The organism is Marinomonas piezotolerans (assembly GCF_003362755.1).
Classification (GTDB): Bacteria; Pseudomonadota; Gammaproteobacteria; order Pseudomonadales; family Marinomonadaceae; genus Marinomonas; species Marinomonas piezotolerans.
Map to the genome: position 1 here is coordinate 24,092 of NZ_QKRA01000014.1, position 22,484 is coordinate 46,575.

Sequence of the window (22,484 nt, forward strand, 5' to 3'; positions counted from 1 at the left end):
CGTTAAGCAATAAGGAACCAATCATATGGTAACTATTCGTCTTTCTCGTGGTGGCTCTAAGAAGCGCCCTTTCTATCACTTAAGCGTGGCTGATAGCCGTCGTGCACGTGATGGTCGTTTTATCGAGCGTATCGGTTTTTTTAACCCTGTTGCTCGTGGTCAAGAAGAACGTCTACGTATTGATCTAGACCGTGTTAATCACTGGGTAGGTCAAGGTGCACAACTTTCTGACCGTGTTGCTCAGCTTGTTAAAGAAGCTGGCAAAAACGCTTAATATTGGGGTAATGCAATGTCTTCATTAAAGCAAGCAAAAGCTCCAGAGCAGGCGCTTGTCGTAGGACGCATTACGTCAGTATACGGTGTTAAAGGGTGGGTGAAGTTATACTCCCATACCGAGCCAATGACTGGAATCTTTGATTACAAACATTGGTGGCTGAAAACTCCTAGTGGGTGGAAGGTTGTAGAGTTAAGCCAAGGTCGCGTTCAAGGGCGTGGTTTGGTCGCAGCAGTTAAAGGCTATTCAGATCGTGATCAGGTCAAAGAGATTTGCGGTATGGATGTCTACATTGATGCAAAAGATCTACCAGAGCTTGATGAAGGTGATTTTTACTGGAATCAATTGGAAGGTCTAAAGGTAATCACCAAAGAAGGTGTTCTTCTAGGTAAGGTTTCTCAGCTAATGGAGACTGGTGCTAACGATGTGCTGGTTGTTCGGAGTTGTGAAGGCAGTTTTGATCGTGAAGAACGTTTGATTCCTTATGTTCCTGATCAGTTTGTTATGAGTATTGCTCTAGACAAACAAGAAATGATCGTGGATTGGGATCCAGACTTTTAAGATCTAAACGAGGCCTAGTGTGCGAATCGGTGTGGTAACACTGTTTCCAGAGATGTTTCAAGCCATTACCCAGCATGGTGTAACGGGCAGAGCTGTTAAATCTGGAATTGTCGAAGTTGATTTCTTCAACCCTAGAACCTTTACGCATGATCGACATAATACTGTTGATGATCGTCCTTACGGTGGTGGCCCTGGGATGCTGATGAAAGTTCAGCCCCTAAAAGATGCTATTGAGAGCGCCAAGCAATGGGTGCCCAATGCAAAAGTTATTTATCTATCCCCTCAGGGGCGCACACTTACGCAGGAAGGTGTGCAACAGCTTGCTAAACAAGCAGAATTTATTCTGGTAGCAGGCCGTTATGAAGGCGTTGATGAACGCTTGATTCAATCTCAGATTGATGAAGAGTGGTCGATTGGCGACTTTGTCCTAAGTGGAGGTGAGTTACCGGCAATGGTGTTGATGGATTCTGTCTTTCGCATGGTTCCGGGAGTGTTGGGGAAACAAGCGTCTGCCGATGAAGATTCATTTGCTGACGGCTTACTTGATTGCCCACATTATACTCGCCCCGAAGTGCTTGAAGGCGAACCTGTACCGTCTGTACTACTTAGTGGCAACCATGAGGCGATACGGCGCTGGCGATTAAAGCAAAAGCTCGGAAGAACTTGGCAACGTCGGCCTGACCTTCTGCAGAACCTTGAGTTGGACAAGGAACAGCAGAAGTTGTTAAAAGAGTTTATTCGTGAAACTGAAGTTTCAACCTCGGCAGAGTAGGAATCACGAGCTAGTCGGAACGTTATAACCTTCGCGCCGATTAGAAACCATATCATTAGGAGTCAAATCCATGAGCAACAAAACTAAGCTGATTCAACAGCTAGAAGCAGAACAAATGAACAAAGAGATCCCAGCCTTCGGTCCTGGTGATACTGTTGTTGTTCAAGTTAAAGTTAAAGAAGGTTCTCGTGAGCGTCTACAGGCCTACGAAGGTGTTGTGATTGCAAAACGCAACCGTGGTCTTAACTCCGCGTTCACTGTACGTAAGATTTCTAGTGGCGTTGGTGTGGAGCGTGCGTTCCAGACATACAGCCCTCTTGTAGATAGCATTGAAGTGAAACGTCGTGGTGATGTTCGTCAAGCTAAAATCTACTTCCTACGTGAGCGTTCAGGTAAATCTGCACGTATCAAAGAGAAGTTGGCAAAACGCTAATTCCTTATTTGATTATAAAAAAGGCGACTTCGGTCGCCTTTTTTTATGGAACTTCATCAGGGTATGATGGCCTAAACAATATTCATGGATTATAGAGGTGTATATGGGGTACCGATCAAAAGTGATGACTGTTTTAGCGGTCACGTGGTTGAGCTTTGTAGCTCAGGTTCATGCTGGTGAGCAAGAGGTTAGAGACGCAGTAGCTGCCGCATTGCCTCAGTACTCGTTGCAGTCTGTTGAGCAGCATGAAGGTAGCGGCTTGTTTGTGGTGACGCTTGAGAATGGGCCAGTTATCCATGTCACACCGAATGGCAATTATTTTGTAGCGGGGGATATGTACCGCGTTGAAGGACAGCAGCTAACCAATGAGACAGAACAGAAAAAACTTGCTCAGATAGAAGAAATTCCAACGTCGGAAATGGTGGTTTATCAAGCTGAAAATGAGAAAGCGCATATTTCAGTGTTTACCGATATCACCTGTGGTTACTGTCGCATGCTTCATAAGGAGGTCGATAAGCTTAACCAAATGGGTGTGACGGTGCGATACTTGGCGTATCCACGTGCGGGAGTTGGTTCTAAGGCTTACAATGACATGGTAAGCATCTGGTGCTCAGATGACCCTCAAGAATGGCTAACAAAAGCTAAGCAGGGCCAAGATGTACCGCAAAATACCTGCACGAATCCAGTGGCAAGTCAGTATCGTCTTGGTAATGCTGTTGGCGTTCGCGGCACACCAAGCATTATTTTGGACAATGGAAAATTCATTCCTGGCTACTTGCCAGCGGAAGAAATAGCGAAAGAATTAAACTTATAGATTTATCGCGAAATATTCTCCTAAACATCCGCTCAACTTAGGTGTTTCTTCGTTGGGTTTATCCACAGCAGACGGTATAATCGTTGGTCAATATACGCTTGTTGTTAGTAAGCGAGTCAACATTATTAAAAAACCGTCAGTTGTGGGGTATCGTTTTGAAACCGGTAAAAGTCGGACTTTGTGGGTTAGGAACTGTAGGTTCCGGTACATTTAACATCTTGCGTGACAACGCAGAAGAAATTACGCGACGTGTAGGCCGAAGCATTGTGGTCGAACAAATTGGTGCGCGCCGAGACAATCCTGCCTGCGATACTACCGATATTAATATTACCCGTGATATTTTCGATGTCGTTAAGAATCCTGAGATTGATATTGTTGTTGAGCTAATTGGCGGTACCTCGGTCGCGCGTGAATTAGTGTTAAATGCGATCGAAAATGGTAAGCATGTTGTGACTGCCAACAAAGCGCTTATTGCTGAATACGGCAATGAGATATTCGAGAAGGCGCACGCAAAAGGTGTCATGGTCGCGTTTGAAGCAGCCGTTGCGGGTGGTATTCCAATCATCAAAACCATACGAGAAGGCTTATCTTCAAATCGTATCGAATGGTTAGCTGGTATCATAAACGGCACCGGCAATTTCATCATGACCGAAATGAGTGATAAAGGTCGTGCGTTTGACGATGTGTTAGCAGAAGCCCAAGAACTAGGGTATGCCGAGGCAGATCCTACTTTTGATGTTGAGGGGATTGATGCGGCGCATAAGTTGACGATACTTGCGTCCATTGCCTATGGGATTCCGTTACAATTTGAGAAGACTTACACTGAAGGTATTAGTCGCATTACTGCGGAAGACGTTTCTTTTGCCCGAGAGCTTGGATACAGCGTCAAACATTTGGGTATTGCTCGTCGTACTAAAGCAGGTGTTGAGCTGCGTGTTCACCCAACCCTCATTTCACAGAAAGCACTGCTTGCTAACGTAAATGGCGTGATGAATGCCGTTATGGTCAAAGGAGACGCAGTTGGACCTACCTTAACGTACGGCGCGGGTGCTGGAGCAATGCCTACAGGATCATCAGTGGTCGCAGACATTATAGATGTTGCTCGTACCTTTACGGCAGACCCAACCAATCGCGTACCACATCTAGCATTCCAATCTGATCAGTTGTCGAACGAAACGGTTTTACCGATGGATGATATCGAGTGCGGATTCTTCCTTAATATGACGATTCAAGATCGTGCCGGTGTGTTAGCCAATATTACTCAGATATTATCGAATAACGGTATTAGCATAGAGTCTGTTATCCAACGCGAGCGTGAAGGCAGTGATCTTGTGCCATTAGTTGTAATGACGCACGTTGTAAAAGAACGCAATATGAATGCTGCTATTGCAGCGATTGAAGCTTTGCCAGATGTGGCTGGCGCGGTACAACGCATCCGTGTCGAGAATCTGGATTAGGAAGGAATAGAGACAATGAAATATGTATCAACGCGCGGAACAGCTCCTGTATTGAGCTTTGGGGATGTTTTGCTTGCAGGTTTAGCGAGTGATGGTGGTTTGTATGTGCCAGAAAAGCTGCCTAGCTATTCAAAGGAAGAAATTGCATCTTGGGCTTCTCTAAGCTACCAAGAACTGGCTTTCAAAGTGATGTGGCCGTTCGTAGAAGGTGAGATTCCAGCGGATGAGTTTACTCGTATGATTGATGAGGCTTATGCTGGTTTCAATCATTCTGCCGTGGCGCCAATGGTGCAAACTGATAGCAATGAATGGGTGCTTGAGCTATTTCGCGGGCCGACATTAGCGTTTAAAGACTTTGCTTTGCAGCTATTGGGCCGTTTGATGGACTATGTCCTTGCGAAGCGCAATGAAAAGTTAGTCATTCTCGGTGCAACCTCGGGTGATACTGGATCCGCAGCAATTGAAGGGTGTCGCCACTCTGACCACCTAGATATCTTTATTCTACACCCTTATCAGCGTGTATCAGAAGTGCAGCGTCGCCAAATGACAACCGTCATTGATGACAATGTTTACAACATAGCAGTGAAAGGGAACTTTGATGATTGCCAAGGCATGGTGAAAGCGAGCTTTGCTGATCAGTCTTTTCTAAATGGCGCTAAGTTAGGAGCAGTAAACTCCATTAACTGGGCGCGTATCATGGCCCAGATCGTTTACTATTTCTCTTCTGCTTTGGCGGTAGGTGGCCCTCACCGCAAAGTGTCTTTTTCTGTTCCGACGGGTAACTTTGGTGACATATTTGCGGGTTATTTAGCTAAGCAAATGGGCTTGCCAATTGACCAGTTGATCGTGGCAACGAACCAGAATGATATTCTGCATCGTACTATTGCGGAAAATGATATGAGTCGTCAATCACTTAACGTGACACTATCCCCTAGTATGGACATCATGGTTTCGAGTAATTTTGAGCGTTTGTTGTTTGATGCTCATGGTCGCGATAGTGATGCACTAACAGATCTTATGTCCCGCTTTAATGCTGGTGATGTAACGCTTAGTGATGAAGCTTGGGCTTATGTGAAAGATAATTTCGATAGTCATAAAGTGGATGATGCCCGCACGTGTGAAGTCATAGCAGAGGTGTTTGAGTCGACTCAGTACCTTCTTGATCCGCATACTGCAATTGGACTCGAAGCGGCGCGTAAGTGTTGGAAGGACAAATCAGTACCTATGATTACACTTGCAACAGCGCATCCAGTGAAGTTCCCAGAAGCAGTAGAAAAAGCTAACTGTGAATCTCCGAGCTTACCCGAGCACATGAAAGACTTATTTGAACGCGATGAGTCGTATGAAGTGTTGGAAAACGAATTGGCTGATATTCAGTCATACGTTGCTAAAAATATCTAAGTGATACTAAAGGACAATTACCCCGCTGTAATTGTCCTCTTCTCCGCCCCCTAGGTTTCTAACAATGAACTTAATTCTACTTGCCCCTGAGCAGCAGTGCTCACTTAACAGCTATGATCTATCCGAGCGTCAAATTCAGCATGTGACTAAAGTTTTAAAAAAGCGAGATGGAGACAGGGTTCGTGTTGGAGTGCTCAATGGTGATTTAGGAGAGGCCGTATTCGATGCATCGCTTCATAGGGTAACTATTTTGAACTTAGATACCTCGCCTCCGGCAGCGTTGCCAATGGAGCTTGTGTTGGCATTGCCTAGACCGAATATGTTGAAACGAACTTTGTTGAATATAACGGCAATGGGGGTAAAAAAAATCCATTTGCTAAACTCTGCGAAAGTTGAGAAAAGTTATTGGCAAAGTCCAGTGCTAGAGGCCGATGCTTTGCATCAATACTTGCTGGAGGGTTTGGAACAAGCACGTGATACGCAATTACCAACGATTGAGTTTCACAAACGCTTTCGTCCATTTGTTGAAGATGTACTGCCGTCAATACTTGCCGATAAAAAAGGTCTTCTAGCACACCCATACCAAGCTAAATCTTGCCCTATAGATATCGAATATTCTTGCCTATTAGGCATTGGTCCTGAAGGCGGATGGAATGAGTTCGAGGTAGAGAAGTGGGTTGAAGCTGGTATGGATACCGTCCATCTTGGAGAGCGTATACTGAAAGTTGAGACAGCGGTCCCTGTGGTGATATCTCGTTTGTACCCCGCTAGATAAGAAACTTTACTAACTTGTTGTATGCATTTCGCACAAACGTGGTGATAATGTGTACATGTAGAAGGGTTAGTAGTGTATGCGAAAGTATTTACGTGCGGCGGTTTGTCGTTGGATTTCAAGATTGATTTCAAATACCTTGCAAGTCGGGGTATCCAGTGACGCCATTTCCGACTCATCACGCCGCACTTTTATTATCAATTTATTTTGCTTGGTGGGAGTGTTATTTACCGCACCCCTAGGTTTGCTTTCGCTTTTTCATGGCTATTGGTTGGTGGGCAGTGGGCTGATCGGTGTTGCACTACTCTACATCGGTAATCATATCTATTTACGACGTACTCAAAACCACGTGCTGTCAGGGAACATTATTCTTTATCCCTTGTATGGATTGATGCTTTATTTAGTCTACAGCGGTGGAGTAAACGGTACAGGACATGTTTGGATCTATTGTATTCCCCCCGTCTCACTGTTTTTACATGGCTTGAAGCGTGGCTTGACGGAAGTACTACTCTTTACCGTCGGGCTGATTGTGATTCTTTTCTTCATGGAAACGCCATTCGATGACTTAAATTTTCATCCCGATCTCAATTCTAGAATTGTGTATTCTTTTGTTCTGATCACGTTCTTGTCGACGATTTATGAATATATTTCATCGCGTTTTAATCAATCATTACAACAGGTGTCTAGGAAGCTAGAGCTTGCAGCCACGACTGATCCATTGACCGGCTTACTGAACCGACGCGGATTGGCGCAGCAGTATGAAAAAGTGAACTACTCTACATCCAATGTTTGGTTACTGGATATTGATTACTTTAAACGAATCAACGATGACTTTGGGCATGAGCTGGGCGATGCCTATCTAAAAACCGTTGCTCAAGAGTTGACTCGTTTTTTAGAGAATGAGCAGGCGCTGATTTCTCGCTGGGGAGGTGAGGAGTTTTTGATCATATTGGATAGACCATCCATTCAGCTAAATCTAAGTGAACGCTTGATTGATGTATTAAAGAACACAGTTGTAAAAACAAATGACGACCAAGCGATTCAAACAACCGTTAGTATTGGTCTTACAATGATGGCCTCTGGCGAGGGGATTCCTAAAGCATTAGGGCGCGCTGACAGTGCGCTATATGAAGCAAAACGCAGGGGACGTGATCAGGCTATCGCAAAGTAGATGCATTGATTCTGTGCTTATGATCGCTCAAACCTGATTTACGTAAGGCTTTTACCTCTATGTCGCTCGTGCTTAGTTAGTATGTAAGTTCGGTGAGTATGGTAATATTTTAAAAAAGTATATCAGAGCCATCTTAGCATGCGAATTTTGAAACGAGCGTTGACGACGCAAGCGAGTGAATTCCCCGCTCACTTCCCTGAAACCTTAGCGCGTATTTATCTAGCGCGCGGCGTATCCAATCCCTCCGAGTTAGAATATAAGCTTTCCAGTCTAGAGCACCCCAAACGTTTTTTTGATATCAAAAATGCGGCAACAATATTGGCGGATGCTATTGAGCACGGGCAGCGTATTCTAATTGTGGGGGATTTTGACGCAGATGGTGCAACATCGACTACGTTAGGTATTCTTGCAATGCGTGCTATGGGGGCAGTCGATCCCCAATATTTAGTGCCTAATCGCTTCGAGTACGGCTATGGTTTAACACCTGAAATTGTAGCTCTAGCCACAGAGCTTGAGCCAGATGTCTTGGTCACGGTAGACAATGGTATTGCTAGCATCGACGGAGTTGCGGCTGCTAAAGCAGCGGGTATGAAGGTGGTCGTAACAGATCACCATTTGCCGGGTGATACCCTGCCTAACGCAGATGCCATCGTGAATCCAAATCATCCAGAATGTGGTTTTTCGAGCAAAGCACTGGCGGGAGTCGGTGTTATTTTTTACGTCATGTCCGCCTTGCGTGCTGAATTGACTCAGCGTGGATGGTTCGAGAGAGAGCATATTCCTCGCCCTAATATGGCGGACTATTTGGATCTTGTCGCGCTGGGCACGGTAGCAGATGTTGTGGCGTTAGATGCTAATAACCGAATCTTAGTGCAGCAAGGATTGCAGCGGATCAAAGAAGGGCATGCTCGTCCTGGCATTTTAGCGTTATTAGAGTTAGGCGGCCGAGATTATTCTCGGGTAAAAGCGACTGACCTCGGTTTTGTCGTTGGCCCTAGACTTAATGCCGCGGGACGACTAGATGATATGTCGATTGGGATTGAGTGTTTGTTGTCTGATCAAGCGATGTTGGCAGGTTCCTATGCAGAGCAGTTGGATCACCTTAATAGAGAGCGCAAATCCATTGAGTCTGACATGAAGCAACAAGCTGAGCGCTATTTGCTTAGTTTGGATGAGGGGAACGACCTTCCTAATGGTATGTGTTTTTATCAAGCGGATTGGCACCAAGGTGTGATTGGTATCTTGGCCTCACGAATGAAAGAAAAGTGCCACCGTCCCGTGATTGCATTTGCGAAAACAGATGAAGGGCTTTTAAAAGGTTCTGCGAGGTCCATTCCTGGCGTTCATATTCGTGATGCTTTGGATTTGCTAGCGAAACGCCATCCGCATTTGTTAAGTAAGTTTGGTGGTCATGCGATGGCCGCAGGGATGTCTATTAATGAGGCTGACTATCCAGATTTTGCGGAGGCATTTGACCACATCATTACTGAGTGGGTAACTCCTGAACAGCTTGAGGCGACCATTTATACGGACGGAGAATTAGCTGGGGAAGACTTTAGTTTGGAGTTTGCGGAATTGTTGCGTGCGGCAGGGCCTTGGGGGCAGGCGTTTCCTGAGCCCTGTTTTGATGGCGTGTTTGAGTTGTTGCAACAGCGAATTGTCGGCCAAAAGCATTTAAAGTTGACGCTTAGAGAGCCTAAAACAGGTCTTTTAATTGATGGTATACATTTTTTTGCGGACTTAGATCTTTGGCCGAGTACCGCTCAAAAAGCCCATTTAGTATACAAGCTTGATGTGAATGAGTTTCGGGGCCAGCGTAATTTACAGTTATTGATCGATCATATTACCGATGTTTCTTAGGCAATTGGGTAATAAACGACGAGTATTTGCTCTGCTAGGGGCGGCAACTCGTCGATAATAGGATATAATCGGCGTCCCTCATTTTAACCACACTGACAATTTTCGCAGGAGTTCGTTCATGACTGCATTGGTTCTTGATGGCAAGCGATGTGCCAAAGAAACCGAAGAGCGTTTGGCACAACAGGTTGCTGAACTAAAAGAGCGTACAGGCGGTACGCCCATTTTGGCAACAATTCTAGTCGGAGCTGATCCAGCATCTGCTACGTACGTAAAGATGAAAGGAAACGCTTGTCGCCGTGTAGGGATGGATTCGATGGCAATCGAGTTGCCTGAAACAACAACGACTGAAGAATTGTTGGCAAAAATTAATGAGCTGAATAACAACGCCGATGTACACGGTATTTTGTTACAGCATCCTGTCCCAGCTCAAATTGATGAACGCGCTTGTTTCGATGCTATCGCCGCGCACAAAGATGTAGATGGCGTCACCTGCTTAGGGTTTGGCCGTATGGCCATGAAAGAACCTGCATATGGTGCAGCGACGCCTGCAGGCATCATGCGTATTATGGAAGAATACAATATAGAGCTGGAAGGCAAGCATGTGGTGGTAGTGGGGCGCAGTCCTATCTTGGGTAAGCCAATGGCAATGATGATGCTCAATGCTAATGCAACCGTTACTATTTGCCACTCGCGGACGCAAAACTTACCAGAGTTCGTTAAGCAAGCAGATATCATTGTAGGTGCGGTAGGCAAACCGGAGCTAATAAAAGCCGAATGGATCAAAGATGGCGCTGTTGTTATTGATGCTGGCTACCATCCTGGTGGGGTAGGTGATATCGAACTGTCTCCTTTGAAAGAACGTGTGTCTGCCTATACTCCCGTCCCTGGAGGGGTAGGTCCAATGACCATCAACACTCTTATCCTACAAACTCTTGAATCCGGCCTGAAGCAACTTGGCTGAGCTTGAATCTGATTATGTAATCCATATATAGATTATATAGAGAGCCGTACCTTCGGGTGCGGCTTTGTTTTTTATCGAATGAAAGGTTTTGTTCATGTCCACTGAAATGCTTCTTGATGCCCTAGATTTTGACTTAATCGCTGACGTGTTTGTGACCGAGTCCATCTCGGCGTCTCCAGCCGAGCTTCATGGCCAACTGTGTGGGTATCTCGCGTCAGGTGTCGCTTTGCCGTTAGAAGACTGGCTGACAATGGTTGCAGATTTTTGTGACATTGAAGGCTGGAAAGAAGAGGCGAGTCGGGTTGCAATTGTTGAATTATACCAATCGACACAAGCACTATTTCAAAACGGTGAATACGCACTCGTACCCTGCATAAGTGATGATGATTCTCCTTTAAGTGAGCGCGGCACCACATTATCTCAATGGGCTCACGGCTTTCTTGCGGGATATGGGTTATCTGGTCGTAAAGAAAAATTATCAGACGATACAAAACAAGTGTTACATGACTTTGCCAATATTTCTTCGATGCAAGCCGATATGGCGGACCTTGAAGATAATAATGACAATGAAACTGACTTAACGGAATTGATTGAGTACGTGCGCCTATCTGCACTTATGCTCTATTCTGAGCATCATGGAGTCAGTGATTCGAACAAAGAGCAAGCACCGCTGTTTCATTAATCTGTCTTTCAAATCGCTGTGAATACACCAAAGCCGAAATAGATAAGGACCCCTGCTATGAAGCTGTCGACAGACATTTATCGTTCGCGCCGTCATACATTAATGGCAAACCTGCCCGACCATACCGTAGCCGTCATTCGATCAGGTGAGTTATGCACACGTAATAACGACTGTGATTATGAGTTTCGGCCGCATTCAAGTTTCTACTATTTAACTGGCTTTGCAGAGCCCAGTGCCGTGTTATTAATCTTACCTACGGGTGAAAGCCATTTGGCGGTCTTGCCGAAAGATCCTGAACGCGAACAGTGGGATGGCTTTCGCTACGGTATGACAGGAGCCATAAATGAATTTGGTATGGATGGCGCGGTTGAGCTAGATGAGCTAGACGATTTAGCTTTTGAATTGCTAGACGGAGCTCAGAACATTGCTTTACTAATGGATGATGAAGTCATGCGGGATCATGCACTTGGTTGGCGTGATGCTTTAGCTGCCAAAGCTCGCGCTGGTGTTGTGGCGCCGCAAGCAGTAATAGATATGAGCGATGAGATACATGAGCTGCGATTAATAAAAGACAGCGCGGAAATTGAAATCATGGAAAAGGCTGCGCAAATCAGCGTAGCAGCCCATATCCAAGCTATGAAGACCGTTCAACCAGGAATGATGGAATATCAGCTGGAAGCGGAGCTTAATTATCACTTTATGAAGCATGGCGCTCGTGTCCCTGCCTATAACAATATTGTGGCCTCGGGGAGCAATGCTTGTGTTTTGCATTACATCAAAAACGATGAGCAAATCGAAGATGGCGATTTAATCTTGATTGATGCGGGAGGCGAGCTAGGTTGTTATGCCTCGGACATTACTCGCACCTTTCCTGCTAATGGTAAGTTCAGTGAGCCGCAGGCACAACTTTATCAAGTAGTATTGGATGCGTACCATGCAGGCCTTGAGCAGCTAAGGGTCGGTAAGCCGTATGACGCATTTCATAATGCTGCAGTAGAAGTGCTGACTGACGGGCTTGTGAAGCATGGCTTGTTGCAGGGAAATGTATCAGAGCTGATAGAGAGCAAGGCATACCGAGACTTTTACATGCATAATACTGGGCACTGGTTAGGGCTGGATGTGCATGATTGCGGTCGCTACAAGCAAAATGGACAGTCTCGAATGTTACAAGCAGGCATGGTGGTCACGCTTGAGCCTGGGTTGTATGTTAATCCTGACAATGAAACGGTAGATGCTAAGTGGCGTGGTATTGGGATTCGAATTGAAGACGATATATTGATACGAGAAGACGGCCCCTACGTATTGACCCACGGGTTAGCGAAAGAAATAAGCGAGATTGAAGCCTTGATGGCATCACGTTAGTAGAGCAGAGGTAAGGTATGGCCAGAGAATACGATCTCATCATAATTGGCGCTGGAATGGTCGGAGCTTTGACCGCTGTTTTAACGGCAAAGAAAGGATTAACGGTCGCATTGGTTGATAAACACTCTGGCCAATACCCGTTGTCGGTGCCTCCTGCCTATGACGCACGTGTGAGTGCGATTTCGACGTTATCCAAAACACTCTTGGAGGAAGCCGGAGCATGGCAGCGAATTGATCCAAACCGTTTAGCGCCATACAAAAATATGGTGGTATGGGATGGGCTAGGCGCTGGAGAAATAGATTTTGACGCGATGACTCAGCATCGTCACGATTTAGGGCAGTTGGTGGAAAACGCCGTGTTATGTGATGCCTTAATGAAAACTGTTCAAGATACCCGCGGTATAGATCTATATCTTAATGACACGGTTGCAGAGCAACGCTATGTGTCGGATAGTATAGAAGTCACGCTAGCGTCTGATCGTCAATTGCAAGGGGCGTTGCTAATCGCTGCCGATGGCGCACAATCCAAAACAAGAGAGCAGAGCGGTTTTGATACAGTTGAGTGGGACTACGGTCATCACGCGATTGTTACTACTGTCCAGATCGACCAACCTCACCAGGATACGGCGTGGCAGGCGTTTGGTGAGGAGGGAATTTTAGCCTTTTTGCCGCTTCCCAGTATTGCGGACAAACATTACGTATCGATTGTTTGGTCGGTAGCGCCTAGAGAAGCCGAAGCTTTATTGGCGCTGGATGAGACTCAATTCTGTCAGCGCCTAACTTATGCGATGAATCGTCGCTTTACTGCGCTGGCGATTACGGTGCCGAGATTGGCAATACCATTGCGCCAGCGTCACGCTAAACAATATGTACAAGAGAACATCGCCTTAGTTGGGGATGCCGCACATACTATCCATCCATTGGCAGGGCAAGGCGCGAATCTTGGCTTTGCCGATGTCAGTGCACTGGTGCCAATAATAGTTAAGGCTCACCAACGTGGAGAGTCGCTTGGCGCTTTAAAAACATTGCGTCGATACCAGCGTGCTCGAATGCTGGATAATATCGCAATGGCAGCGTCAATGGAGGCGTTTAAGCGAGCGTTTACCACTCAGCATCCTTTGGTGGTGCAGTTACGTAATACTGGGATGAGTCTATGTAATGCGTCTGCTTATATGAAACGTCAGTTAGTCGCCCATGCCGCGGGCATTCATTCGTACTAACTTAAGTCGGGTTTTTTCTGACTTGTGGTATCAAACGGCGAGTTTGTGTTTCTAAAGAGGCTATAAGCCTCTTTTTTAGATTTCCTCAAAATAGAACATGAATATCCAAAATAGAACCAAGAAAAAATTGTAAACAGGAACGGTTTTCATTTATAGTTGCATTTGTAGAACATTTTCATATCGTTTCGGTAGCACTTGAGTACTATCAATCTTAAAAGGGTTTTCAATAATGTTATCACGCAATATTTTAGCGAGCTTTAAAGCATCTCTTGTAGTGAAGGGGGGGCTTTTTGCGTTAATGGCTGGCGCTACTATTGGAAGTTCGGTCAGTTATGCAGAAGGCGAAGTGAATGTCTATTCGGCACGCAAAGAAGCTTTAATTGCTCCTGCATTAGACGCCTTCTCGAAAGCGAATGATGTGACAGTTAATCTCATTACTGGAAGCGCTGATGCGCTATTGCGTCGTTTGCAAGTCGAAGGCGATGCGAGCCCTGCAGATGTCTTCATTACTGTCGATGCGGGGCGCCTTTACCGAGCAAAAGATGCGGGTGTGTTACAACCGTTTGAAACAGATTTATTGAATGAGGTTGTGCCGGATAATTTGCATGACCGTGATGGATACTGGTACGGATTATCGCAACGAGCTCGTGTCATTTTTTATAACCCTAAAAAAGTAGACGCATCAGAACTATCTACCTATGAAGCGTTGGCTGATCCCAAATGGAAAGGACGTATTTGTACTCGATCATCCTCAAATATTTATAACCAGTCTTTAGTCGCATCAATGATTGAAGCCAATGGAGAAGCTGAAACGCAGAAGTGGATTAATGGTTTTGTTGCGAATTTAGCACGCCCTCCTTTTGGGGGAGATACAGACTTACTAAAAGCAGTTGCCGCGGGCGTATGTGACGTTACCTTGGCGAATACTTATTACTTTGGTCGCTTAGGTCAAAGCAATGATGCGAAAGATCGAGCGGTATACGACGCTCTTGCTTTATTCTGGCCAAACCAAGCGCAAGATGAGCGTGGTGCTCATGTCAATGTTAGTGGCATTGGGTTAACTGCATCAGCAACGAATATCACGAATGCAAAATTATTGGTTGAGTACCTCACTAACCACGAAAGCCAAGAATGGTATGCAGATGTGAATAATGAATATCCTGTTGTCGAAGGTATTGCCCCACCGAAAAGCCTGCAGCCATTTGGTCCATTTAAAGCGGACTCGTTATCTCTTAGTGTCTTGGGAGACAACAACCGCAAAGCGGTTGAAATGATGGATATTGGGGGTTGGAAATAGTCAAGCTAAGTAGCGTAATACAATGTCTACATTAACCAGCCAGTTGTCGACGCCGAGAGCTCGGCGCCGACTTCCTTGGTTGAAACTGAGTGCGCTGTTGGTTGCTATATTGTTAGCAGTGCCAGTTTTAATCATTGTCGTTAATATCTTTTTAGGGGGCGATCAAGTTTGGCAGCATCTTTATGACACGCTGCTATTTGATTACGTCTCTAACTCGCTTCTTTTAATGGTTGGAGTCACGTTTGGTACCCTCGTAATGGGAGTTCCTGCGGCGTGGCTTACCAGCGTTTGCCATTTTCCTGGTCAGCGAATGTTTTCTTGGGCGCTACTGCTGCCGTTAGCGATGCCTGCCTACATTATTGCTTATACCTATACTGGGTTGTTTGATTTTGCAGGGCCTGTGCAAACCTTTATACGTGAAGTGACTGGGTTGGGTTATGGCGAATACTGGTTCTTCGAGATGCGCTCGCTAGGCGGCGCATTTGTCATGCTCTCTTTGGTGTTGTACCCCTATGTATATTTAATGAGTCGCGCTGCGTTTCTCGAACAGTCTGCTAACACCTTAGAAGTATCTCGTACGCTTGGCTATTCGGCGCCACATGCTTTTGTTAAGTTGGCGCTACCTATGGCGCGCCCTGCGATTGTTGCTGGGGTGACGCTGGCTATGATGGAAACACTTGCAGATTATGGCACAGTCCAATATTTCGGCGTGACGACATTCACAACCGGAATCATGCGAACGTTTTACGGCTTTGGAGATCTGGCTGCAGCCTCGCAATTAGCAGGTGTGTTGTTGTTATTTGTAGCCGTTCTTATTTTTACCGAGCGTTATTCTCGAAGGAAGATTAAATATCATGCGTCCGGCATACGCAAAGCGAGTCAAAGAAGGATTCCATTAACGGGCCTCTCTGGTGCATTGGCGTGTTTGGCCTGTTCTATCCCAGTCCTAGCGGGCTTTGTTGTTCCTGCGAGTGTGTTGGGATACTGGGCGCTATTTGAAGCTGAAAGCATTGGCTGGGATTTTGTAATTCTGTCTTGGAATTCATTCTATTTAGCAGCTTCGGCAGCACTAATCACCGTATCGTTGGCGCTAGTAATAGCTTATGCCGTACGTTTGCATCACTCCAAAAGTGTGAATGCTGCGGCTCTGAGTGCAGGTATGGGGTATGCTTTACCTGGTACAATTATCGCTATCGGTGTGATTGTGCCACTGGCTTGGTTAGATCATCAAATTATCGCTTTGGTGAAGCAAATGTTTGATGTGAAAATCGGACTGATTTTTTCAGGTACTATTATCGCTCTATTATTCGCTTATACAGTTCGGTTTATGGCCGTTTCCTTAGGGTCTGTGCAAAGTGGTTTAGGTAAAGTGAAGCCCAGTATGGACATGGCTGGCCGCTCTTTAGGGTGCTCCCCAGCTGAGGTGCTGCGACGTATTCACGTGCCGTTATTGAAAAGCTCTGTGCTGACTGCCTTGCTTATTGTGTTCGTAGATGTATTAAAAGAGTTGCCAGCAACCTTGATTTTGCGTCCGTTTAATTTCAACACACTAGCCGTACGAGCGTTTGAGTTGGCGTCTGACGAACGGTTGGTCGACGCCGCGCCTGCGTCTTTGATGATAGTTTTAGTGGGGCTAATCCCTGTGATTCTACTGAGTCGCTCTATTTCCTCCGCTAATACTAACGGTTAAGAGATAAGAATATGACAGCTATGCCTCCAAACAAGATATTGAAAGAATTAAGCCTGAATAGTATTTGCGTCGGGTATCATGATAAAGCCGTCGTTGAAGATGCTAGCTTTCGGATTGTTGAAGGGCAGATAGGGTGCTTGTTGGGGCCAAGTGGTTGCGGTAAATCGACTCTACTTCGTGCGATTGCTGGTTTTGAGCCCCTCATGGCTGGGACAATCGTATTAGACAATGAAGAGTTGTCATCGGCGGACCATGTATTGAGCCCAGAGAAACGCAGTATTGGTATGGTGTTTCAAGACATCGCTCTGTTTCCTCATCTTACGATTCGCGACAATATTGCGTTTGGTTTGAAAAGTTGGGCAAAGCGGGACTCGCAGGCACGAGTTGATTACTTGCTTGATCTGGTGGGCTTATCTGGGTTTGGAGAGCGTTATCCACACTCGTTATCAGGAGGGCAGCAGCAGCGCGTTGCGCTGGCTCGAGCGATCGCACCAAAGCCAAAGTTATTGCTGATGGATGAGCCTTTTTCAGGCTTAGATGCAAAGCTCAGAGAAGAACTAGTACCGGATATTCGCGCGATTCTTATGCATGAGCGCGTTAGTGCAATACTTGTTACTCACGATCAGTCAGAAGCGTTTGCAATGGCAGATCAGGTCGCTGTGATGGAATCTGGTAAAATTTTGCAGGTTGGTACCCCTTATGAAATCTATCATGAACCGGTATCTCGCTTTGTAGCAATGTTTGTTGGGCAGGGGGACTTCTTGCCAGCGGTTGTTTGTGGCGACAATTGTGTGCATTCTGATTTAGGGGAAATCCATGGTGATTTGAATCACGGGTTTGCAGCAGGGGAAAAGGTCGATTTATTGGTTCGACCAGACGACATTTTGCATGATGACGAGAGTCAATTTAAAGGGCTAATTGTTAGTAAATGGTTTCGCGGGTCGTATTTTTTGTATCGCGTAAAATTGTCGTCGGGGAAAGTAATTTATTGTTTCGCATCCTCTCATCATAATCACTCGATTGGCCAAGAGATTGGTATTCGGGTAGAGCTAGACCATTTAGTAATGTTTGCGTCTAACGCCAGATAAAACGGCGAGCGCCTTAATCGTAAAGGCGCGAAAACGCGCCCATTTACGATGCCTAGCTCAGAGGTTACCAATACCTTGCTCATGGCAAGCATCAATAATCCCTTCAAAGTCATATTCGGTCAGCTCTAAGTGCTCAAGGGCATAATGACCCATATTAAGCCATTCATAGTTTTCCTCCGCTTTACCTAAATGGCGATACGTTCCACTAATGTGTTCCGCCATTTTTAATATCGACATAAACGTAAGGTGCTTACTGTCGCCTGCGATTCGATTGTTATATAGGCGTCCTGAGCGATGGTGATGAGCAATGACATAGCAGCAAGTTTTGGGTAATGCCCATGATTTAGCGAGATAATACCCCACTACAGAGTGATTAGTACGAAACGATTTGTTTTCTAAGTCGGTTAGTTCAAATGTCTTAGACTGATAGCCCTGCTCTAAGATCTTTTGGTAACCGTCAAATCGCTTTATCATGAGCGGAATGCCTGCATTGTGGAACAAGCCTAATGCATAGCATTCGTCTTGGTATTTGAAGCCAATTTGCTGGGCAATACTTGAGCAGACAGCAGCCACATCCATCGCGTTATCCCAAAAGTGATGTAGGTTTTCAATCGCACCGTCTGATAATTCGCTTTTGACCGATAAACCATTGACGATGTTGGCGATTGAGTTAGTGCCTAGCATCATGACAGCTTGGTGTATCGAAGATATTTTGCGCGGTAATCCAAAGTAAGCAGAGTTGACAAACTTAAGCACGGCAGCGGACAAGCCAACATCTTGTGAAATGATTTGAGCGATACGTTCCATATCTGGCTCAGGCATGGCCTGCTCCATGTGAAGGTCAACCATCACTTGTGGCTGAGGGGGGATTGTGACGCCTTGCAGGACGCGATTGAGTTGTTCTTCATTAAGATCTGTCGACATCTTTACCTCTTAATGTATGAGGGGTGGGCGAAAAAAACAGTGAAATCCCCAGTAAGCATAGAAATCACTCAGTGAACATTTATAATAGCGTTTTTTAATGTAACCTTGGTGAATAGTTTGAGCGTAATTCGGTTAAAAGGGCAAGCAGATAGAAGACTTCGTGCGGGCCATCAATGGATTTATAGCAATGAAGTGAATACCGACGCAACGCCATTAAAGCAATTTAGTGCGGGGGATCAAGTCGTTGTGGAAACAGCGCAAGGTAAGCCGTTAGGTGTTGCGACCATCAATCCGAATACTCTAATCTGTGGGCGTTTAGTGAGCCGCAGTATTGATACAGTATTGAACAAGTCTACGCTCATTCACCGACTTAAAATAGCGCTCTCGTTACGCGAAATGGTGTATCCAGAGTCTTATTATCGCTTGGTATTCGGTGATTCAGATGGGCTTTCAGGCCTTGTTGTCGACCGTTTTGATGACATTTTGGTGGTGCAAATTTCTACTGCTGGAATGGAGCGGTTGAAGCAAGAAATTATTGAGGCTCTGCAAGACGTTGTTAAGCCGAGTGCCATTCTGATGAAGAATGACGGCAAAATGCGCAACATTGAGGGGCTTGATACGTATGTTGAAGAAGTTTTTGGGCACGTGCCGGAAGTCGTTTATTTAAAGGAAAACGATGTCTTGTTCCAAGCGCCAGTTTGGGATGGGCAGAAGACAGGGTGGTTTTATGATCATCGCGAGAACCGAAAAACCATGCAGGGCTTTTGTTCTGGTAAACGTGTTTTAGATGTATTTTCGTATGTAGGTGGTTGGGGGGTGCAAGCTGCTTCAGCAGGCGCGACGGACGTCACTTTTATTGACGCTTCAGAATCGGCTCTTGAGCATGTGGATGCAAATTTAGCTCTTAATCAGTACGAAGGTGATGCCAGTTTGATGCATGGCGATGCATTTGATGCGATGCAATCTTTGATTGACGACAAGCAACGCTTTGATGTGGTCGTTATGGATCCGCCTGCTTTTATTGCCCGCCGTAAGGACATTAAAGCTGGGGAAGGTGCTTACCATCGCGCTAATCAACTCGCAATGCGCTTGGTTGCCAAAGGTGGTGTCCTTGTTTCTGGGTCTTGCTCAATGCATTTGGAAACGTCGCGATTACATGACATTGTGCGCAGTAATAGTCGACAGTTGGAGCGGTTTTCGCAACTAATCTATCGCGGGACGCAAGCACCAGATCATCCTGTTCATCCAGCGATACCAGAAACGGAATATCTCAAAGCCCTTTTTTATCGTGTGCATAATAATATGGGGCTTTAAATAGTCTTATAAAAAACGCAGCCTTGGCTGCGTTTTTTATAAGACTGGTCAAAATACTATCGCGATCCGGCGCTTTCTTTAATGCGCGCTCGAATCCGGCTTAAAGCGATAGGGGTAATACCAATATACGAAGCAATTTGCTGTTGTGGCATCGTGCCTGGAAGCTCAGGGAAGTCCCTACAGAAATTTAAGTATCTTTGGGTTGCCGATAGATGAATGATTGAGCTTTCTTTTAGCTCTTTCTGAATAAAAATGGTTTCAAGGAACGTCGCATAGGCTTTCATAAATCCTAAATCTTGGCTCATCTGCTGATAAAAGATATCCCAAGGAAACGAAATCGCAATACTGTCGGTGACAGCCTCAATACTGAATAGAGCAGGCGTTCCTAGTGTCATGGCTCGGGTTGAGCCTACGACTCTCGGAGCTTTAGCGATTGATTGAGTATATTCTTTACCTTTATCTGAAACGTTGCAATAGCGTACTAAGCCGCTGTTTAGGAAATAGAGCCGCTTGGCGTCATCACCCTGTTGAAATAAGTGCTGGCCTTTTTTTAATAGATGTAGATCGATCTCACACTTGAACAGTGACCAGTCAATTTTAGAATGGTATTGATTGAAGTAGTCGATAAATTGCTGTTTAAGTTGAAGTCGATCCATTGGACGTGTTCCGAAAAAGTAATGAGTTATCAATTAATACCAGTGCGATTAAGACCATTAAAGCGCCGATAACGAATCCCAGCGATAGTTCTTCAGTCAGGCTGGCTGTATGACTGGCGAAGTATAGGGACACCCAAATAGGTATCGTATAACTGAATGCTAATAAACGGGATGCGCCCGATTGCTTGACAACCATTTGCTGTAATACAAATGTTATCAATGTAGTAAACAGTGTTAGATAGCTCAATAGCAGCCAAAATTCTCTCGAATACCATCGGACATTGGTGAGATCCCCCCAAAAAATCATGATGGGCCATAACCATAGCGATCCGAATAAAGTAATGCGATACGCTCCTTCGAAAGGAGACGCATTGCTTCCCCACACCTGCACACTTACTACATGTAAGGCAAGTAAAACGCACGCTACAACGTAGATTGCGTCACCTGAGTGCCAAGCTAAATGCCCATCACGAGAAAATATGAGAACGGTGATTGCGCCTGCTGTCCCAAGTACATAGCCGACCCAGTGTTTCAGAGGTGTCCTAATGCCAACCCCCAGCATAATCAGGGCACCGATCAAAGGAACTAGGGTATAAATGACGGAAGTATTTAATGACGTTGTGGACTTAAGCGCAGTAAACAAGCCGATGAAAAAACCGACCAAAGAGCCACTAATGAAAAGATACTTCAGTACAAAAACTGGAGATCGAATCAGAGATCGAAGAGTGCTTTCCGATGGGCGTGATTGCGCTAAATAAAACGGTGTCATGATGATTAATGCAAACAAAAAACGCAGACCTGTCGTAGCCATGGGTGAAGCGAAGGGCACGATAAACGCAGAAACCAAAAAAGACGAAGCCATTAACCAGGCCCACAATAAGGCAGATAGGATAGACGTCATGGTTTTTGGTCCTCATTACGATCTTCGTTCAGTTTTGGCTTGATATAGCTGTCGAAAAGATAATCACAAATTTCAGGCTCAATAATGAGCGCTAGCTCTTGAGTAAGGCAGCGCCGTAAAGCATCAGCAGAATCTATTAGAACCTCTTTTACCTTATGTTCTGTGTGTTGAGTGAAGTGGTGGTTAATTAGGGTGTAAATCGCAGAGGGGGTTTTCCGGCTAACGACGAAATTATTAACAAAGACTGCTCTAGGGTGCTGATGGGAATAAAAATGCCCCATTTCACAATCGGCTTCGGTGTAAACTGCTAAGTCAAAGCGATAGAGTAAAAATGGCCCTTCTTTGGTGAGTAGGACAAGCTCAAATTCAGTGTGGCTAAGTTTGTTTACCTGATACTGCTCAAATCCGGCGGTTTGAGGTCCGGAATTGCTGAGTGAAATCGGCGCTACAGGACAAGTTCCTCCAAATCCTACATCAATTAAATACAGTTCTTCCCCAAGTTTAACCAGGGTAATTCGGTGAGTTCGAGGTACCGGCCGATCATGGTTGTTAAGTACCCGAGCCAGTATGATGCGAGTTGAATAGCCTAATGATTTAAGCGTTTCATGAGCAATTTTGTTGTGTTCGAAGCAGTACCCGCCCCGCTGTCGGCTAATGACTTTATCAAAGATATCGGACGTTTCTAAAGAAATCGTTTCGCGTAGTAACACTGCGAGGTTGTTAAAAGTAAACCTTGCCAAGTGCGCGCGAGTGTATTCATTCAAGAAGGCAAGATTAGGGCTTTTAGGCAGGGTTAGGTCTAGAGTATCTAAGTATTGTTCGAGCATAATGTAGTCAACCTGTTTGTCAAATTGTGTTGTGCTATTAATTTGAG

22 protein-coding genes are annotated in these 22,484 nt (G+C 45.4%); 18 read left to right on the plus strand and 4 right to left on the minus strand.

Annotation, left to right across the window (positions count from 1 at the left end):
• Positions 1 to 25 precede the first annotated feature (25 nt).
• The 17 genes from rpsP to DN730_RS17805 all read left to right on the plus strand — a co-directional run bounded on the left by rpsP (position 26) and on the right by DN730_RS17805 (position 17,815).
• Positions 26 to 274, plus strand: a complete 249-nt coding sequence (rpsP, locus tag DN730_RS17725) for a 30S ribosomal protein S16 (protein ID WP_115469470.1) — start codon at positions 26 to 28, stop codon at positions 272 to 274.
• Between the two features lie 15 nt (positions 275 to 289).
• A complete protein-coding gene (gene rimM / locus DN730_RS17730) occupies positions 290 to 835 on the plus strand; it encodes a ribosome maturation factor RimM (RefSeq protein ID WP_115469471.1) in 546 nt (181 codons plus the stop codon).
• A 19-nt stretch (positions 836 to 854) separates the two neighbouring features.
• Positions 855 to 1,607, plus strand: a complete 753-nt coding sequence (gene trmD / locus DN730_RS17735) for a tRNA (guanosine(37)-N1)-methyltransferase TrmD (RefSeq protein WP_115469472.1) — start codon at positions 855 to 857, stop codon at positions 1,605 to 1,607.
• 70 nt (positions 1,608 to 1,677) lie between these two features.
• Positions 1,678 to 2,040: a 50S ribosomal protein L19 gene (gene rplS, locus DN730_RS17740; RefSeq protein ID WP_115469473.1), complete on the plus strand. Its 363-nt coding sequence runs from the start codon at positions 1,678 to 1,680 to the stop codon at positions 2,038 to 2,040.
• A 103-nt stretch (positions 2,041 to 2,143) separates the two neighbouring features.
• Positions 2,144 to 2,854, plus strand: a complete 711-nt coding sequence (locus tag DN730_RS17745; RefSeq protein ID WP_115469474.1) for a thioredoxin fold domain-containing protein — start codon at positions 2,144 to 2,146, stop codon at positions 2,852 to 2,854.
• Between the two features lie 155 nt (positions 2,855 to 3,009).
• A complete protein-coding gene (locus DN730_RS17750) occupies positions 3,010 to 4,311 on the plus strand; it encodes a homoserine dehydrogenase (protein WP_115469506.1) in 1,302 nt (433 codons plus the stop codon).
• Positions 4,312 to 4,326: 15 nt separating this feature from the next.
• Positions 4,327 to 5,712, plus strand: a complete 1,386-nt coding sequence (gene thrC / locus DN730_RS17755) for a threonine synthase (RefSeq protein ID WP_115469475.1) — start codon at positions 4,327 to 4,329, stop codon at positions 5,710 to 5,712.
• Positions 5,713 to 5,776: 64 nt separating this feature from the next.
• Positions 5,777 to 6,487 (plus strand): 16S rRNA (uracil(1498)-N(3))-methyltransferase, encoded by a 711-nt coding sequence (locus DN730_RS17760; RefSeq protein ID WP_115469476.1) that lies wholly within the window; start codon positions 5,777 to 5,779, stop codon positions 6,485 to 6,487.
• A 76-nt stretch (positions 6,488 to 6,563) separates the two neighbouring features.
• A complete protein-coding gene (locus DN730_RS17765) occupies positions 6,564 to 7,655 on the plus strand; it encodes a GGDEF domain-containing protein (RefSeq protein ID WP_115469477.1) in 1,092 nt (363 codons plus the stop codon).
• 138 nt (positions 7,656 to 7,793) lie between these two features.
• A complete protein-coding gene (recJ, locus tag DN730_RS17770) occupies positions 7,794 to 9,515 on the plus strand; it encodes a single-stranded-DNA-specific exonuclease RecJ (RefSeq protein ID WP_115469478.1) in 1,722 nt (573 codons plus the stop codon).
• Between the two features lie 118 nt (positions 9,516 to 9,633).
• Positions 9,634 to 10,476, plus strand: a complete 843-nt coding sequence (gene folD, locus DN730_RS17775) for a bifunctional methylenetetrahydrofolate dehydrogenase/methenyltetrahydrofolate cyclohydrolase FolD (RefSeq protein WP_115469479.1) — start codon at positions 9,634 to 9,636, stop codon at positions 10,474 to 10,476.
• A 94-nt stretch (positions 10,477 to 10,570) separates the two neighbouring features.
• On the plus strand, positions 10,571 to 11,158 hold the full coding sequence (locus DN730_RS17780) for a UPF0149 family protein (protein WP_115469480.1): 588 nt from the start codon (positions 10,571 to 10,573) through the stop codon (positions 11,156 to 11,158).
• A gap of 57 nt (positions 11,159 to 11,215) precedes the next feature.
• Positions 11,216 to 12,520 (plus strand): aminopeptidase P N-terminal domain-containing protein, encoded by a 1,305-nt coding sequence (locus DN730_RS17785; RefSeq protein ID WP_115469481.1) that lies wholly within the window; start codon positions 11,216 to 11,218, stop codon positions 12,518 to 12,520.
• A gap of 17 nt (positions 12,521 to 12,537) precedes the next feature.
• Positions 12,538 to 13,740, plus strand: coding sequence for a UbiH/UbiF/VisC/COQ6 family ubiquinone biosynthesis hydroxylase (locus tag DN730_RS17790; RefSeq protein ID WP_115469482.1), 1,203 nt, complete (start codon positions 12,538 to 12,540; stop codon positions 13,738 to 13,740).
• A 298-nt stretch (positions 13,741 to 14,038) separates the two neighbouring features.
• The gene (locus DN730_RS17795) at positions 14,039 to 15,037 is read left to right on the plus strand and encodes a Fe(3+) ABC transporter substrate-binding protein (RefSeq protein ID WP_245958011.1); all 999 of its coding nucleotides are present in this window, start codon (positions 14,039 to 14,041) and stop codon (positions 15,035 to 15,037) included.
• A 22-nt stretch (positions 15,038 to 15,059) separates the two neighbouring features.
• Positions 15,060 to 16,727 (plus strand): ABC transporter permease, encoded by a 1,668-nt coding sequence (locus DN730_RS17800; RefSeq protein ID WP_115469484.1) that lies wholly within the window; start codon positions 15,060 to 15,062, stop codon positions 16,725 to 16,727.
• Positions 16,728 to 16,738: 11 nt separating this feature from the next.
• Complete coding sequence (locus DN730_RS17805) at positions 16,739 to 17,815, plus strand: ABC transporter ATP-binding protein (protein WP_115469485.1); 1,077 nt, start codon at positions 16,739 to 16,741, stop codon at positions 17,813 to 17,815.
• Between the two features lie 57 nt (positions 17,816 to 17,872).
• Here the strand turns inward: DN730_RS17805 and DN730_RS17810 are convergent, their stop codons facing one another.
• Positions 17,873 to 18,739 (minus strand): HDOD domain-containing protein, encoded by an 867-nt coding sequence (locus DN730_RS17810; protein WP_115469486.1) that lies wholly within the window; start codon positions 18,737 to 18,739, stop codon positions 17,873 to 17,875.
• 117 nt (positions 18,740 to 18,856) lie between these two features.
• Here DN730_RS17810 and DN730_RS17815 point away from each other — a divergent pair, with 117 nt between their 5' ends.
• Positions 18,857 to 20,053, plus strand: coding sequence for a class I SAM-dependent rRNA methyltransferase (locus DN730_RS17815; RefSeq protein ID WP_115469487.1), 1,197 nt, complete (start codon positions 18,857 to 18,859; stop codon positions 20,051 to 20,053).
• A 56-nt stretch (positions 20,054 to 20,109) separates the two neighbouring features.
• Here the strand turns inward: DN730_RS17815 and DN730_RS17820 are convergent, their stop codons facing one another.
• The 3 genes from DN730_RS17820 to DN730_RS17830 are packed head-to-tail and all read right to left on the minus strand — an operon-like array spanning position 20,110 to position 22,437.
• On the minus strand, positions 20,110 to 20,709 hold the full coding sequence (locus DN730_RS17820; protein ID WP_115469488.1) for a Crp/Fnr family transcriptional regulator: 600 nt from the start codon (positions 20,707 to 20,709) through the stop codon (positions 20,110 to 20,112).
• The gene (locus tag DN730_RS17825; RefSeq protein WP_115469489.1) at positions 20,690 to 21,610 is read right to left on the minus strand and encodes a DMT family transporter; all 921 of its coding nucleotides are present in this window, start codon (positions 21,608 to 21,610) and stop codon (positions 20,690 to 20,692) included. Before DN730_RS17825 ends, DN730_RS17820 begins: the two co-directional genes overlap by 20 nt.
• Positions 21,607 to 22,437, minus strand: coding sequence for an arylamine N-acetyltransferase family protein (locus DN730_RS17830; RefSeq protein WP_115469490.1), 831 nt, complete (start codon positions 22,435 to 22,437; stop codon positions 21,607 to 21,609). The genes DN730_RS17825 and DN730_RS17830 overlap by 4 nt, the downstream gene beginning before the upstream one ends.
• Positions 22,438 to 22,484: the final 47 nt, after the last annotated feature.

Bases quoted from the DNA above. Each gene is read 5' to 3' on its own strand.
- DN730_RS17745 (WP_115469474.1), top strand. From the start codon at position 2,144: ATGGGGTACCGATCAAAAGTGATGACTGTTTTAGCGGTCACGTGGTTG.
- DN730_RS17820 (WP_115469488.1), bottom strand. From the start codon at position 20,709: ATGGATCGACTTCAACTTAAACAGCAATTTATCGACTACTTCAATCAA.
- DN730_RS17760 (WP_115469476.1), top strand. From the start codon at position 5,777: ATGAACTTAATTCTACTTGCCCCTGAGCAGCAGTGCTCACTTAACAGC.
- DN730_RS17825 (WP_115469489.1), bottom strand. From the start codon at position 21,610: ATGACGTCTATCCTATCTGCCTTATTGTGGGCCTGGTTAATGGCTTCG.
- DN730_RS17800 (WP_115469484.1), top strand. From the start codon at position 15,060: ATGTCTACATTAACCAGCCAGTTGTCGACGCCGAGAGCTCGGCGCCGA.
- rpsP (WP_115469470.1), top strand. From the start codon at position 26: ATGGTAACTATTCGTCTTTCTCGTGGTGGCTCTAAGAAGCGCCCTTTC.
- DN730_RS17790 (WP_115469482.1), top strand. From the start codon at position 12,538: ATGGCCAGAGAATACGATCTCATCATAATTGGCGCTGGAATGGTCGGA.
- rimM (WP_115469471.1), top strand. From the start codon at position 290: ATGTCTTCATTAAAGCAAGCAAAAGCTCCAGAGCAGGCGCTTGTCGTA.
- DN730_RS17810 (WP_115469486.1), bottom strand. From the start codon at position 18,739: ATGTCGACAGATCTTAATGAAGAACAACTCAATCGCGTCCTGCAAGGC.
- thrC (WP_115469475.1), top strand. From the start codon at position 4,327: ATGAAATATGTATCAACGCGCGGAACAGCTCCTGTATTGAGCTTTGGG.
- DN730_RS17795 (WP_245958011.1), top strand. From the start codon at position 14,039: ATGGCTGGCGCTACTATTGGAAGTTCGGTCAGTTATGCAGAAGGCGAA.
- folD (WP_115469479.1), top strand. From the start codon at position 9,634: ATGACTGCATTGGTTCTTGATGGCAAGCGATGTGCCAAAGAAACCGAA.
- DN730_RS17765 (WP_115469477.1), top strand. From the start codon at position 6,564: ATGCGAAAGTATTTACGTGCGGCGGTTTGTCGTTGGATTTCAAGATTG.
- DN730_RS17785 (WP_115469481.1), top strand. From the start codon at position 11,216: ATGAAGCTGTCGACAGACATTTATCGTTCGCGCCGTCATACATTAATG.
- DN730_RS17830 (WP_115469490.1), bottom strand. From the start codon at position 22,437: ATGCTCGAACAATACTTAGATACTCTAGACCTAACCCTGCCTAAAAGC.
- DN730_RS17780 (WP_115469480.1), top strand. From the start codon at position 10,571: ATGTCCACTGAAATGCTTCTTGATGCCCTAGATTTTGACTTAATCGCT.
- DN730_RS17805 (WP_115469485.1), top strand. From the start codon at position 16,739: ATGACAGCTATGCCTCCAAACAAGATATTGAAAGAATTAAGCCTGAAT.
- recJ (WP_115469478.1), top strand. From the start codon at position 7,794: ATGCGAATTTTGAAACGAGCGTTGACGACGCAAGCGAGTGAATTCCCC.
- rplS (WP_115469473.1), top strand. From the start codon at position 1,678: ATGAGCAACAAAACTAAGCTGATTCAACAGCTAGAAGCAGAACAAATG.